The organism is Cellvibrio sp. KY-GH-1, assembly GCF_008806975.1.
Taxonomy (GTDB): Bacteria; Pseudomonadota; Gammaproteobacteria; order Pseudomonadales; family Cellvibrionaceae; genus Cellvibrio.
The window spans coordinates 3,082,169-3,095,959 of record NZ_CP031728.1; the positions used below are offsets into that span (position 1 = coordinate 3,082,169).

13 protein-coding genes are annotated in these 13,791 nt (G+C 52.0%); all 13 read right to left on the reverse strand.

Translation table 11 applies throughout. The features are described 5' to 3' along the window. Window positions 1–17: 17 nt before the first annotated feature. The 13 genes from D0C16_RS13195 to D0C16_RS13250 all read right to left on the reverse strand — a co-directional run bounded on the left by D0C16_RS13195 (window position 18) and on the right by D0C16_RS13250 (window position 13,560). Window positions 18–2,177 carry a putative baseplate assembly protein gene (locus D0C16_RS13195; protein ID WP_151032812.1) on the reverse strand — a complete coding sequence of 720 codons (2,160 nt, stop codon included), beginning with the start codon at window positions 2,175–2,177 and terminating at the stop codon, window positions 18–20. Between the two features lie 3 nt (window positions 2,178–2,180). Beyond that, on the reverse strand, window positions 2,181–2,558 hold the full coding sequence (locus tag D0C16_RS13200) for a GPW/gp25 family protein (protein ID WP_151032813.1): 378 nt from the start codon (window positions 2,556–2,558) through the stop codon (window positions 2,181–2,183). Between the two features lie 19 nt (window positions 2,559–2,577). Beyond that, a complete protein-coding gene (locus D0C16_RS13205; RefSeq protein WP_151032814.1) occupies window positions 2,578–4,308 on the reverse strand; it encodes a hypothetical protein in 1,731 nt (576 codons plus the stop codon). Continuing rightward, on the reverse strand, window positions 4,302–4,937 hold the full coding sequence (locus tag D0C16_RS13210; protein ID WP_151032815.1) for a phage baseplate assembly protein V: 636 nt from the start codon (window positions 4,935–4,937) through the stop codon (window positions 4,302–4,304). Before D0C16_RS13210 ends, D0C16_RS13205 begins: the two co-directional genes overlap by 7 nt. A gap of 2 nt (window positions 4,938–4,939) precedes the next feature. After that, window positions 4,940–5,989 carry a phage late control D family protein gene (locus tag D0C16_RS13215; protein WP_151032816.1) on the reverse strand — a complete coding sequence of 350 codons (1,050 nt, stop codon included), beginning with the start codon at window positions 5,987–5,989 and terminating at the stop codon, window positions 4,940–4,942. Continuing rightward, entirely contained in the window at window positions 5,982–6,140 is a 159-nt protein-coding gene (locus tag D0C16_RS24045) for a hypothetical protein (RefSeq protein ID WP_191968483.1), read from the reverse strand. The genes D0C16_RS13215 and D0C16_RS24045 overlap by 8 nt, the downstream gene beginning before the upstream one ends. Before the next feature lie 43 nt (window positions 6,141–6,183). Next, window positions 6,184–7,056, reverse strand: coding sequence for a hypothetical protein (locus tag D0C16_RS13220; protein WP_191968484.1), 873 nt, complete (start codon window positions 7,054–7,056; stop codon window positions 6,184–6,186). Beyond that, on the reverse strand, window positions 7,053–7,580 hold the full coding sequence (locus tag D0C16_RS13225) for a phage tail protein (RefSeq protein ID WP_151032817.1): 528 nt from the start codon (window positions 7,578–7,580) through the stop codon (window positions 7,053–7,055). The genes D0C16_RS13220 and D0C16_RS13225 overlap by 4 nt, the downstream gene beginning before the upstream one ends. Beyond that, window positions 7,573–9,198: a hypothetical protein gene (locus D0C16_RS13230; protein WP_151032818.1), complete on the reverse strand. Its 1,626-nt coding sequence runs from the start codon at window positions 9,196–9,198 to the stop codon at window positions 7,573–7,575. Before D0C16_RS13230 ends, D0C16_RS13225 begins: the two co-directional genes overlap by 8 nt. 15 nt (window positions 9,199–9,213) lie before the next feature. Beyond that, the gene (locus tag D0C16_RS13235) at window positions 9,214–9,675 is read right to left on the reverse strand and encodes a phage tail protein (protein WP_151032819.1); all 462 of its coding nucleotides are present in this window, start codon (window positions 9,673–9,675) and stop codon (window positions 9,214–9,216) included. A gap of 66 nt (window positions 9,676–9,741) precedes the next feature. Next, window positions 9,742–11,985: a phage tail sheath subtilisin-like domain-containing protein gene (locus tag D0C16_RS13240; protein WP_151032820.1), complete on the reverse strand. Its 2,244-nt coding sequence runs from the start codon at window positions 11,983–11,985 to the stop codon at window positions 9,742–9,744. A 74-nt stretch (window positions 11,986–12,059) separates the two neighbouring features. Continuing rightward, entirely contained in the window at window positions 12,060–12,938 is an 879-nt protein-coding gene (locus D0C16_RS13245; RefSeq protein ID WP_151032821.1) for a hypothetical protein, read from the reverse strand. Beyond that, window positions 12,928–13,560 carry a DUF4255 domain-containing protein gene (locus D0C16_RS13250; protein WP_151032822.1) on the reverse strand — a complete coding sequence of 211 codons (633 nt, stop codon included), beginning with the start codon at window positions 13,558–13,560 and terminating at the stop codon, window positions 12,928–12,930. Before D0C16_RS13250 ends, D0C16_RS13245 begins: the two co-directional genes overlap by 11 nt. Between the last annotated feature and the right edge of the window lie 231 nt (window positions 13,561–13,791).

Here is a 13,791-nt window from a genome sequence, read left to right on the forward strand (position 1 = left end):
TCTCAGGGTTACATTCATCAACAAAAGTCCGGGATTACTGGCACCGCAATGCCGGCCTCTGGTGGCGGTTGCACTACCCGCTGCGGCGGGCCGGGTTCTTGCTCTCCTTCTTCGATATGCACCTCAGTCAACTCCGGCAGCTGGTAGGCATCCATGCGCAACTTATTGACCTTGTGCCATTGACCGTCGCGCGTCTGGTGATAGAGCTGTAACGCGTTGATCGCCAGTACGCCTGCAGTGCGCCCTGCCAGTGTGCGCAGCTCATTCACATCCAGCTCGCGGCCCAAGGGCCAGCCGTTGCCATCGAACCCGCCGGGGGCCAATGGCCACAAACTTTTTAACAAGCTTTGCTCTACCGCGCGGGTGACACTGATAAGGTTGCTGCGATCCATGACCTCCAGGCTGAGCGATAGCGCGACCGGGACAAATTGTGGACTGAGCACATACAGCTCGGTGCCCAGCAGGGTGCGCGGTGCGAGATAGCGAAAGAGGTCCGCCAGCAAACCCGCGCTCGGCTTGGGTGCTGCGCTCAGGGCCGGCTCCGCCGGTGGCATCACTAGCAGGCTAACTACCCCCGGAACGTCCAGCTGGGTCGCCTCGAGCGAATTGCCCGGCATCAGGCCCGGAATCAGCTCGGCGCGCCCTACCGGAACTATGGGGTTGTCCTGCGCCAGTTGGATAAAGTCCTCACGCGTAACGGCGCGGTCGCGGTGGCGCAACTCGGCAGGAATACGCTGTTCGGCTTGCGCGACTGTCTCTGCGTCCAGCCCGCCGCCCAAGGGCCAGTTCTGCTCGACTTTCAATTCAGCGTTTCCAGCAGAGAGCAATTGCTTCACACTGGCCGCGGGCAAGTTGCCATTGCTGCCACCGCCAGCGCAAAAACGCGCCGCACGTATGCGCTCGGTCGGGCCTGGGCGCTTGCCGCGAATTCCATCGCCAAAGATCACACTGCCAGACGCCGCATCAAATTGATAAACCCGATCATTGAGGCTACAACCGCTAAAGTTAGCTACTGGCTGCCAGAGCACGTAGGCGCCGTTTTCGCTCACTTCAATCCGCAAACTGGCGGCATCCACATCGCTACGGTTCAAGTTGGCCACCTGCCCGGCGCGGCCATCGCCCATGCCGATTAACAAGTCTTGCACTACCTCCTGCGCCACTACGTCCACTGCGTTCACCGCCATAAAGCCAAGCGAAAAATCCGGGTCATCCGGCGCGCTCAGACACAACCAGGCGATGACGGTTTGCGGGTCGACATCCACCGGTGCTTCCGGCGGCGTGTTATTCATACCGGCGTATTTCGGGTCCTGTGTGAACTCGGAATTAAAGGCCTGAAAATTGGCGGGAATTTTGATCCGCACCACTCCGCATTGGCGAGCGCCGCGCGAGGAGTCGTCCAGCACTTCCAGCGGCAATAATTCCGCGCGCTGACTGTCAGCCGATTGCTGCCACAATAACTGCCAGCGCAGTGCGCGCGGCGGTAATTCACGCGCAATCTCGGCGGGCAAATCAGTCACCGGTGCGAGGCCGATATTAAGAATTTTGCCCGCGAGATTCGCACGCACCTTATCTTTGTGTTGCACCAATTTTTTATCGTTGAGATGCAGCAGCAAATAATATTTTTTATCCAGCGATTGCTGCAGGCTGGGGCGATCGCTACCCAGATTAAAACTGCGCGGGCGAAAGGGTGAGGCGGTTTGCGAACCAAAGTTATACAACTCGCGTAATTGTGTAAGCGTTACGCCCATTGCATTTAATTCATTCATGCCCAGGCGCTCTTTAATCATCAAGCGCAAGGTTAACGGTGTGGGTTGCAATTCACCGCGAGTGGAAATAATTATTTTACCGGCACTCAGGCGCGTCGCATCTGGCAAAAGCTTGGGCAGTTGCGCCTGCTTGCTGCTGGAGTGAATCGCCACCAATCCGCGCGCCGGTAGTGACGGGCGCAAGGGAATTTGCAATAAATTTAAAAATGCCTGGCGCTGACGTTCAGGAATTAAATTCGCGCGGTAAATAATGGTTTCCGTCATCCAGGCCATTAAATCGGTAATGGCATAGAGCGGATCACCTTCCACCACTTGGGTAAGCTCCGGCAGTTGCGATACCAATCGCTGACGCGCCTCGGCCACCAAATCATCAAACCGGCGATCATCTAATAACGTAATAGGTAACGGCATAATCTAGCTCTGCAATTGCAGCCCCAGTTGTAAGCTGTGATGTTCACCGCTGTGCGGCAGTTGATACAAAATACGCAGCGCTACTTCATTGAGCGATTGCGCCACCGTGTCCACCCGAATTTCCAATACCTGAATACGCGGCTCCCAGCGCTGAATGGCGGTGCGCGCTTGATCCGCAATTAACCGCCGGGTCGTTTCGTTGTTGGGCTGATGGATAAATTGTTTCAAGCCCGCGCCAAATTCCGGACGCATCAAGCGCTCGCCCGGTGTCGTCAGCAAAATATTCCACAGCACATCGCGCACGCTGTCGTTGCCTGTCGCCCAATGGCAACGGCCTTCACTAATACCATCCAGCGAAAAGCCCGGTGTCATCGCCATCATTCACCCCCGCATTTGTTGATCATGGGTTATCACCATTGACATTGACGCGCGGCAGACACAGGCGCGGCAAAATTAAAATCGCGTAAGGCAGCCAGCGAAAAATTAAATTGAGCAAGTTGAGTACAATCATCAACAAAATCATCGCGCAAATCGTAATGATAGGAATGCTGAAACTGATACTGAAACCCAAACAGGCATCGAGCGGTGAGCGCGACTGCTGTTCTTTCATCTCCATAGTCGGTGCAATTTTCAGCATTAAATCGGCAACGGATTTGGGGGTAAGAAAAGTGACACCCTTGGCCATACCTTTTTTAATATCGCGTAACTCCGGCAACTGAATTACACTCGGGCGTACGGTTTGGGTATCAAAAGGACTCGCGACAGTGAATTCAAAACTGGGCTGACCCCAACACACTTTTTCGCAATCGCATTCATCGCGGTAGCGCATAAAAGGCTGCACAAAATAGGTCTCATCTTTTCCTTGCGTGTAACGCGGCAAGGGTAAGGCAGCTTCAATCACATTGTTAATTTGTTCAGCACGCGCCAGCATTTGTGCGCGCCAGGTTTGCGCGAGTACTTCGGTGATGTAAAGGTGACCGTTAAAATTTTCCAGCGCATCAAAGCCGGGCGTGGAGTTTTGATGTGTTTTATCTTCATTCCGCCCCAGTGCCATGCGCGCTTCATTGCGGTTATACCAGCGCGAAACTATCTCACTGTGTTCCTGCAGGTAGCCCAATAGGCTGGTGCGAATAATGTTCTGTTGCCGCGCCTGTTGAATAAACAGCGGAAAATTCTGCCGCATGCTAACCAGTTCCTGTGCGCTTAACAGGCGCGTAAAAATCGGCATGGATTGCAAGAGTGCGCGCAGCGAGTCATTGTCAGCGATCGTTGCATCGCCAATTTGATAGCGATTCACCAGCAGCGCGAGTAACCGTCCCAAAGCGCGCGTGGGTACGCCATTTTTTATTTGCAATTGCAAGGACGCATCCCAGCCAAATTGATTGCACATTTTTTGAATGACGTCTTGCAAGCTGCCAGTGCAATTGCATAGGGCAGTGTCGCGTGCAAGCCCATCCCAACTGCCAAACGGCCACTCCAGTTCAGCGAGGTAACCTGCAGCTGAAACCGTTTGTCCAGCAGCCTGTTGATTCGTTGACTCCTCCACTTCACGTTGGCCGTTCAACGGCAAATACCCAAACAATAAGGTGCGCGGCCCTTGCTCGGTATGCACCACGCGCGCGTGGAGCGGATAAGTTTGCTCGCCGCTAAAACCGGTGGCGGTATTCGCAATGGGTTTTATGCCGCGAATTTTTAACAAGGGATTGAGCGCATTGCGTTTGGCCAAATCCGGGTCCTGCGTTAAGTCCAAACCACTGGGTGATTGCCAGCCGAGCGCTTTACCATCGCGCAAACGCCAGAGCTGCAAACCCGATTTATTTTTTTTACGCACCACAAAACCGGCAGCAATAATTTTTTTCGGCGTAAACGCCGGCTTGCCGGGCAAGTTGCACACTGCCTCGGTAGCCACCATGTAAAACGCACGCTGTAGGGGCAAGCGCAAGCGCGGATGTTGCGCGCCGAATTTATCCGCAGCTATCCAGGCTTGATGCCGGTTGGCCGTTAACTTTTCCTGCTGCGCTTCCTGAATAAAGGTTTCCACAAAATCATCTTGCAGATAGCGATGCAAAAGCGTGCCGTCACTCGCATCGGCGTACCAGGGCGCGCGCAATATTGGCTCGTGCGTTACCATAGATTTCCTGCTCCCGGTGTATAACTGGTTCCCACCACTGAGGTCGCAATCAAGGTGTCGCATTTGACTACGCCTGAAAATTGGCTCATGCCCGCATCCACTTTTACCATGGCCGCGCTGACTTCCACTTGCGCCGCTTCTACCTTCACTTTGAGTGAGCTGGTGATGGCAATTCCCTCGGCGGATAATTTCACCTGATCGCCACCGCGCTCAATAATTACTTCGCCTGCGCCGGTATCATCAATAGTAATTTTATGGCCTGCCGGAGTTTCAATGTGCACGCGCGGCGACGCGGATTCATCCATCACCAATTTGGTTCCGCCCGGCGTGATCAGCGCATAAATATCTTCCACTGCTTGCGCTTCTTGCGGGTGCGAATTATTGCCACTCCACACCGCGCCCAACACAATCGCCTGGTCCGCTCCCATAAATGCCAACACCACCATTTCATCCTTGCGCGGCAAACAGCTGACCCCATAATTTTGCCCGGCGCTGCTCGTCATGCAGCTAGCCCAAAGCGCCAACTGATTCACTACCAACTCGACTTGCACTCGACCGCGCCCTTGCGGATCCTGATTGTCCAGCACCCGCGCGAGATGTAAGGTTTGAAACAGCGGACTAAATTCCATAGTCACAAATTCCAACTGGCGCGCGCGATTTTCACGCGTGTTTGATAACCATTGGCGGTATCAAACAAATGCTGCGCATGCACAATGCGATACTTGCCATTCACGCGCGACGATGCACCACTTAATTCAATTTCTTTACCCGCGCGCAAATTGGCATTGCCACTCGCAAGCAACTCCCCGTGCAAAAACGTTTGCGCTTGAGTGCGCATGGCAGCGCGCGCCCAGGCATCAGCCTCTGCCTGATGGCGCGCCGGGGGATAAGTTAAAAAGGCGTCGCTCCCCCAACTCAATTGCGTTAATGACTGACGCGCATCTGTGCCGCCATTCGCACCGGATTCTTGCGCGCTACTCTCGGCATTTTCATTTGCCTCCAGATTAAAACCGCGCGCACTAACGCTGCGCGGCTGGCGATTTACATCGGCAATGATACGCAGCGATGTCACGCCACTTTGTGAATCGATAGCAACTGGCTGCTCATCTTCTTCATCATTTTTCACGCGTACCCCGGTTGGGCTATAACGAACAGGAACGCCGTAAGGCGCAAGCACACGCAATAAAAAACCCAAACCGGTTTCATTTAATTGGTGATAGTCAGCGCTATCGCTACTGACCTGAATATCGCCCGTTAAACGCACATCGCTTAACAGACTGCGCACCAGATCATCCACGCTGGTTGCCGCAAACACGCGGCTATTGCGCAACTTGGCCAGATGATGCAGTTTGTCTTCCAGCAGCAACACCAAGCGCGGTGCGCCCTGCCCGTACACTTCTTCGATCGCGGTAATCTCGCCGCTAAACAGCGGGGTTTGCACATCACCGAGCGTTAACTCCACCGCATCGCCCAGCGCCAACTGTTGAAACGCATAGCCAGCTTCGCCACTGTTACTGTCGCTATTTGTACCCCAATTTACCAAGCGCACTTCCGCGTGCGTCATACCGGTAAACGGCAAGCTCACACGCATAAATAACACTGCCGCTTGCAGATCGGCGCGCGCCGTGCCATTTACCGCAATTTGCGGCCGGGCAGAAATTAACGCGATGGGCTCAGTCAAGTTGCAACCTCTTATTGCGTTCTTCGGCAATTTCCAAATCGCGAATCAATTTTTGCTGCGGCTCCTCGCTCTGCAGTCCATAATCCGCAAATTCATTGAGTGGTTCAGTGCGCTCCACTTCCAGAATTAATTCATTAATTACCAGCGCCATAGAAAAATCCGGTTTTACAATTGTTAATGCCGTTTAATAAGAACTACCGCCATTTAAATGCGCCGGGAATGGATGAACCTAACTCCGCCGAGGCGCCCACGCTAAAACCTATCGCCGGTGCACCGACACGATTGGCAATTTTTTGCAATTCCATATTGGGTATCGCCAGCGCTTCACTTACTTGTGCACGCGCATCTTCAATGCCATTGAGCAAAGCAATAGCGCGCCAGTCTTTTGGGTCTTTACCCGCTGCGGCTGCGGCGGCGGCCGGCGCTGTCGGTGCGGATGGCGGAGTTGCATCACCCACACTGTTGTGCGTAGCAAAGGTTAAGGCCGCGCGCGCGCCAGCTTTCGCTTGCAATTGCTCAAACTGAAACGAATCTTCTTTTAAGGTAAGCGAAACGGTTGCGCGCAGTGGAATACCTTCTGGCGAAAAAAAATCCAACGTTTCGCTATAACTGCTGACCATACCGCGAAATATAAACGCGCCCCATTCAAACTGGCATTTGCGCGGCACACTGTGACCATTGGATTGTGGCGAACTGCCGGGATCCATAAATTGATCGGTAATTTTTTTGGTCAGGTTACGCACATCGGTATTCGCTTCATGGGTGGCGCTGCTTTTGTCACCCGCTGCCGGCGTGTCGTTAATTCCCCAACTGAATTCACCTTTCGCGGGGCCGGGAACCGTGGTGTCGTAAATTAATTGCACGGAGAATGTCGATTCACTTTTATCGATATATTGCGGCGCCGGCGATTTATTCCGGCCAGTGGAACGCTCCGCAGCCATCGTATTGGAATAATTGATGCGCAAACTATTGGGATTAAATTGCACCGGAATCCAATCTTTTTCCGGTGCGCGCTTACCATTATTAATCGGCACCAAACGCGCGCGCACAATTTGCAAGCTGCTCATGGGTTATCCCCCTCTGGCGCAATTTTTAATTCCATGCCTTCGTGCACTAATTGCAATTCTTCAATCGCCACCTGACTCGATGTGGCGGATAAATCCGGCCCTTTAAACTTCACTGCCATCGCGCGCGTTAATTCCCAGCGCAGTACCGGCTTGACTCGCTCGCCATTACCATTAACCGAGCGGTCAAACACATCGATATGGCCACTCAAGCGCAGCGCATAATTGGCTTGGCGTGAGCTAATATCGAACCATTGGTACAAATCTTTCAGTGAAGTAATTCCGCGCTTCAAGGTGATGGGCGCAAATTTGGTGTTGCCAGCCAATTGCACTTCGCCCCAATTGCGTCCACCTTCCTGAATTGTTTTCGGGGTCATAGTGAATTCAAAACCGCTCACCTCACTAAACGCCCCACCACACAATGGTTGTTCAGCAGAGCCGCCCTCAGGGTAGAGCAACACCACAAACCGAAATGGGATAAATTCACGCGTGAGCAGAGGTTCGGCAACTGGTGTGGGATTAGCCATTGCGCACCTCCATTTGCAGATTATTCTGGTGACTGCGTAAATCTACCTGAATACTATCCAACGCAATTGCCGGCGCAATTTCAATTTCAAACACCACCTGTCCTTCTACATCGGTGTGACGGCGCAAACTAAAAGCATCTTCCGGCCGGCTACCGCGCAGCGCACCCAATACATGCAGGCGGGTAAAAAAATCGCGCAACAAAATTTCGCTTTGATCAATTGCAAATTGATTTTCAAACACCAAATTCAACCCAAGATTTTCCAGCGCGCGCTGCAAGCCACCGATAAACCGTGCTAACTCACCTGAATTGGTAGAGGGCTGATCAGCGATATAAGGAACAGCAATTCGTTCATCATCCAATACCAGGCTGGCATTTTCTTCGCGCAACACTGCCAACCCGGGTGTTTCGCGCAATTGCGCACAAAGCTTGAGGGAAATTGACGGGAAGGTGCGCTTCAGCGTGGGTAGCGCAACTCCGGCAACGGAACGCCATTCACCACGCCGCGTAGAAGTCGCGAGGGTTTGCCCTGCGAGCAGCGCGCAGGGTGAACTTAAATTGCCACGAGAATCCTGCAAATAGGGGAATATCAATTGCACATGCCGCAAGAGTTTGGCATCGCCATTCTTCTGCCACTGCTGCAATTGCTCTACCGCTAACAGCGAATGCCGAGGCACTTCGGCGTTGCGATTCATATCAAATGGAAATGCCAACAACAAATTAACGTCGCGCCGAAAACGGGCGATCACTTGCAGCAGTCGCTGCAAATGGGCCACAAAAAAAGCGGATGCGTCTGGCGCCTCTGCATCGATCGCGCCAGTTTCAAGCACGCCATCATCCGTATTGCTGCTGCAGGGCAAAAATGCCGGTAGCGGATTGGCGATGCGCAAGCGAGGTATATGCGTTAGTGATGGCGATATATGCAGCCGTTCAAAATCGGGCAAACAGAGCAACCCCAGGTTCGGCAAATCCAGCGCACGCAACAGTGCCGGTTGCCGTGCCAGCAATTCTTCAAGCTGCTGTGACGATGACTTATTTTTTAATTCAGCATCGATCAGTGCATTACTGCCCGGAGCCACCGCAGCATCGGGTGTCATGAATGCGTCTACCCCGAGCGATTGTGGGACTACAATAATCCACAACCGACGCGGCAATTGCAGCACCTGTGCCTGAAAGAAATCCGCGATGGCGAGTGGTAACCAAAAGTAATTGCCGCCAAGACGACTGATGAATGATGCCGCTGCCGGAGCCGCATCGCGCAGCGGAAATAATTGTTGAAACTCCTCCTGACTGCGCAAGGGAATAGGCAATCCCTGCAGCGAAAACGCCCGTGGAATTTCAGGTTGCTGGCCGGCATTTTCTACATCCGCGCTATCTTTTTTGTTAGCGCGCTGAAACTGGTCAAGTTCAATTTTGTAGTGGGAATAGCTGGCCTGCAGCAGATCCAAGAGATCGCCATAGCCCGCCATGCGAATATCCGCGAGCATCGCTGGATTATTAAAAAAATAATCCAGATCTGCCACCTGCTCCAGATGCCCGATCATAGCGACATCAAACAGAGGCGTGCGATGCAAACGCGTCTCGGGCAATAACCTGACCCTGCCAAAATTGAAATTCATACCAGCCCCGTGCTATCAAGACTGCTCTATGTATTCAACTGACATCACCAATTCTTCGATAGCGACATCGCCCCCGCCTTTGGCGGTAAGCGTCGGGCCGGTCCATTTAATTGGCGTAACGCCTTTCAATGTCCAGGTCACTACTGGCTGCTCATCGCGCTGCTCATTGAGTAGCTTGATGGTGACCGACGCCTTTTTCGCTTTGATATCCCCCGCGCGGGCGGCATTGAGCCACTCATAAATATTTTGCGCGCCCATTACGCCGCGCTTGAGCGTGACATCGCCGCTTTTATTAATTCCCAGGACTTTAGTGACGTAATTTACCTTGGCATTACCTGCGCGATACTCGGCAATAGTCACCTCGGCATTCAAACCCGAGACTTCAGAAAAACCACCAACATCGGCGGTTTCATCAATACCTTCAATTCCCACCAGGAAATTAAAAGCAGAATAAGGAGTTGGACGTGGGACAGCCATAATTTATCTCCGTACTATTTCATGAATTAGCATGAACAACTTGTGCATTGTTTAGATAAACGGTAATCAGGCATCCGCCGTTTTTTGACCGATTCTGAAAATCACAAACTCAGCCGGTGTTAGCGGCGCAACTCCCACTTCGCAAATCAAACGTCCGTTATCCAAATCGTTTTGGCTCATAGTGGTTCTATCGCAACGCACGAAATAGGCAGCAGAAGGCTTGCTGCCGAGCAAGCGACCATTTTTCCATTCATTAAATAAAAAGCTCTCGATCGTCGTGACAACATTGGCCCAAAGACGCTCGCCATTGGGTTCAAATACCGCCCACTGAGTGCCTTTTTCAACCGAGCGTTCGAGATAGAGGAAATAGCGCCGCACATTGACGTATTTCCATTCAGGATCACTGGAAAGCGTGCGTCCGCCCCACACTTGATGGCCGCGTCCGCTAAAGGAGCGCAAACAATTTATGTGTTTGGGGTTGAGTAATTCCTGTTGGAATTTGTTGATGTTTTGGGAGAAGCGCAGTGCGCCCAGCACCGGAGTATTAGCGGGTGCTTTGTGCACACCGCGATCCACATCGGTACGGGCATAAATGCCGGCCATAAAACCGGAGGGCGGTGCATTGACGGTTTCTTTCTCGCCCAAGGGATCCGCCACTACTACCCAGGGGCTGTAGAGTGCCAAACGCGAGTTATCAAAATTATCGCGAAATTTTTGTACTTCTGCGAGGCTCCAATCTTCACCCGAATCCACCAGACCAAAGCGATAGCGCATTTTCATGCAGTGCTTTTCCAACTCCACCACGATCGAATGATGGGTGGTCAGTGTTTTATCCGCTGTGGCCGCCGGTGTCGCGACTATGGATACATCTTCAACATTTTCCAGCGCTGCAAAACCCGTGGGGCCCTGCTCGTCCATTTCACCGGCGTAATCAATCGCCTTGGGGAAGGCGCCATCGCTGCCGCTGCCCAGCACTATGACATGTAGCGGCGCGTTCAACGCGGAGGTTGGGTTCAGGGCAGTCGGAGTCAACGCAAACAGTTGATAGAGCGCGGTAAAAATATTGGCGGAAGCAGTGCCTGGCGGAATACTTGCCACCACCGGCACAGTGAGTTCATCCAATTTTTTTTGCGGTGCACGTGCCAGAATTTTTGCAATATAGTTGTCGGCACTGCTTTCCAGGCTCAGTATCGGCGAGACGTAAACCGTTTCGCCAACTCCCGGCTTACCTTGTGGATCAGCCGCTGTTTTTTTACGACGCACCGCTTGCAGCGAAAATGAACGCTGCAAACTCAGGGATTTAATCGGGCTGGTGAACGCGCTAAATACCGCGAGCGGAATTATTTTCGTATCGCTGGTTAGCGGGTCGCCATCATCAATAACAACCGTCAATTCAGTGCCGGCCACATTTAAGGTACCGCGCAAAATATTACTCGCACCAATATTGACGTTAATAAATCGCGTTAGGTTATTGGTGGTTGAATTTAACACCAATTCAAATGGGGTGTTGCCTTGTAGCTTGTCGCCAGTGGGCGCTGTTGCCCAAGTCTGCTTAAATTCATAGGTCAACAACGCCAGTCCGGCTTGCGTTAATCCATCACCCAGCACACTCGCAGCAACTTTAATCACGGCAGTTTCATCTGTGTTGACTATTTCCGCACTGCTGCCGGTTAAAAACATTAATCCGGTTGCCGTTTTTTTCACAAGCGCGGTAATTTCTTTTAACGGAAATTCTCCGTCCGGGTGAGTGATCGTGCCAGTGAACTTATCTTTCGCCAGCGGAACCTTAATGCTAACCACACCCTCTGCGCCATCCGGTATCGCATCAAACGATTGATAGCTGCGTGTGCGCGCCAAATTTTCCTGATCCAACCAATTCACCACCAAATCCAAATTACCCCCGGTTCCGGGGTAGCGCGCGGCAATTCCCAACAAGCCATTGGCGGCTGTCGCCGATGCCACTACCGCCGTTCCACCAGCGCCAAAGGCATCACTATCATTTCCACCGGCAATGACGCGGGTGAAGTACAACTGTTTGCCACCATTTTCAAAAAAAGCGCGCGCCGCCAACGCAGAATAATTCACCACGGCCGGCTGGGTTACGCCGTCTTTGGTAAAAACCAAGCCAGCGGAATCACCAAATATTTTTTCAAACTCCCCATAACTGGTGAGCACTTCCGGGGTTCCCCGCACCGGGCCAAACCGGGTAGGCCCCACCATACCGCACACACTGGTGCCCACACCTTCAATCGATTTGGAACGGAAACTTACTTCTTCAACAAACACACCGGGCGCTAGATATTCAGACATTTGTTGTCTCCCTCAATGGGCTGAAAATTCATTCACAAATTAAACAGAAAAAATCGAATCAAAAACGCGAGCGGCTATCCGCTCGGCTTCACCAACAAGGCGGTTCGCCCATGGCTGTGCAAGTGTTGATGTTCACCGGGCCTTATTTCAAAGGTGGCAAACTCTACAAATTCCGGGGCATCGTTCTGCGCCGCCAATGCCAACACGTCCAGATTTTCTACATCATCCGGATCGGGCAAGCCGGATTTAATCGCACAGCGCGCGATGCGCAATTGCGCGTTGTAAACCTGGGCTGGCATATCAAATTCCGGCGCAGCCAGTTCGGTAAGCGACACAATAAAATCGCCAAACTGATTTGCCTGGGTTTGGAATTGAAAAACAGGTGCTGGTGGCGGTGCTTGCAATTGCAAACGTAGCGTTAGTATCGCCCAGGGCAATACAGCACCGTTTTCCAGTTGCAGCGACCCACGCACACTGCCACCGGCGCTCGCACTAATTGCCTGGGTATGGCGAAACAGACCTATGGCATTTTGTTCCAGTTGATTCATATCCAACGCTAATAAATTGCGCGCAAACCAACGCGGATTAAATTGTCGCGCGGGATCAATCAACGAGCCTTCAATGCGCGTAACCTGCGGCGCGCCAAGAGCAAGTTCCGCTTTGGTTACTGGCAATTGCGTTGTATCAATTTCGACCCCGGGGTTGGCCGCGCGCAAAGTGTCTTTACTTTTTGCTTTATTGCGCTGCGCATGTTGCGGCAACAAAAGCGCAATGCGGTGCCCTTTGTTGATCAAGCTGAAACGCTGGCTGGGTGTGATTTTAAAAATATTGATGGTAACTATTTTGTGAATGCCCGGTTTATTCGCCGCCCCGGCACTGGTGGCATCAAATAGCCAAAGACAGTTTTCTACCTGCGTCCAGTGTGTTTCCAGGAGCCTAGCATTAGTTTCCATGCACACTTTCTCCCACACCAAAATAAGGAGTTACCAACGCGGTAACCGGTTTGTTTTCCGTCACTTCCGGCACCGGTAACAAGCGCAGGGTTTTTACAATATAAGGAACTGATAAAATGTAATTACCGGGTAGAGAATCCCAAATGCGTAGCAGGTCTTCCGTACTCATTTCTTCGGGTTGGATCTGCACAACATCCTCGCGCGCCCAGCTCGTATCGTATGCATGCAAATGGGCGTAACCCAACTCCAATGCAGAACCGATTTGCTGCATAGCCCAAGTCGTTAACACGGCTTCGCTTTCGCCGTTAGTGGTCCAGGCAAGTAAAAAAATATGCAGATTAACTGCAAGCTCTGGCTGAGGAGCCGAATTCGGTAAGCGCGATTGCGTATAACGGTTACGCCCAAACGGATCTACCGAAACACGATGCAAATAAATGCCGACGCTATTTATCTTGGGTGCATTTTCGCCGCTGGATTCTGTTGGTGGTTTGCGCAGTTCCACGGTACCCAAAATACTCACATCGGGCGATGAGAGCACTGTGTCCAAATCATTCTTCATACGCTCTTTCAGAAAATCGCGCAGCGCATAAAGAACACCTTGTACCGCCTTATAGGAAGCCAAACCTGTATCTCCTTATTGCAAACTATTTGCTAATACCTATCCACTACAGCAAGCGCTGTGCCAGCAAATTTTTTATTGGTATCCGGGAGAAAATTCTTTTGTTTGCACAGAAAATGTCGGTAAAAAAAATGCCGGCAGCGCTCCAGACACCTACATTCTGTTGATAGAGACCCTATATTCTGTTGATAAAGAACCTATTCGCCATTCCGAAATTTATTAGCAATATGCACA